The sequence below is a fragment of the Paraburkholderia sediminicola genome (assembly GCF_046027825.1).
Lineage (GTDB): Bacteria > Pseudomonadota > Gammaproteobacteria > Burkholderiales > Burkholderiaceae > Paraburkholderia > Paraburkholderia sediminicola_D.
Genome location: NZ_JAQQDU010000306.1, coordinates 1 through 218, shown reverse-complemented (window position 1 = coordinate 218; position 218 = coordinate 1). Strand labels below are relative to the sequence as shown.

The window sequence follows — 218 nt, the reverse complement described above, 5'->3', positions numbered from 1 at the left end:
GACGAACGCGTCGATGCGGTCTGTCTTCGCCCGTTTGCCGGTGGCTTTGGCAAAGTCGCGTACCTGTCGGGGATTGACGGCGACAGCGGGGAGACCGGCCTGACAAAGCGCCTTGAGTACGGCGAGTTCGAGCTTGCCGGTGGCCTCCATGACGATCAGGGTGGGGCCCAGCGTGATCAGACGCTGGACCAGCTGTTCGATGGCGACGGTTTCATTGT

1 protein-coding gene is annotated in these 218 nt (G+C 62.8%); it reads right to left on the bottom strand.

The features are described from left to right. Positions 1 to 218: IS110 family transposase (locus PQQ96_RS42335; RefSeq protein ID WP_408303402.1), on the bottom strand; the 218-nt coding region annotated here is incomplete at both ends.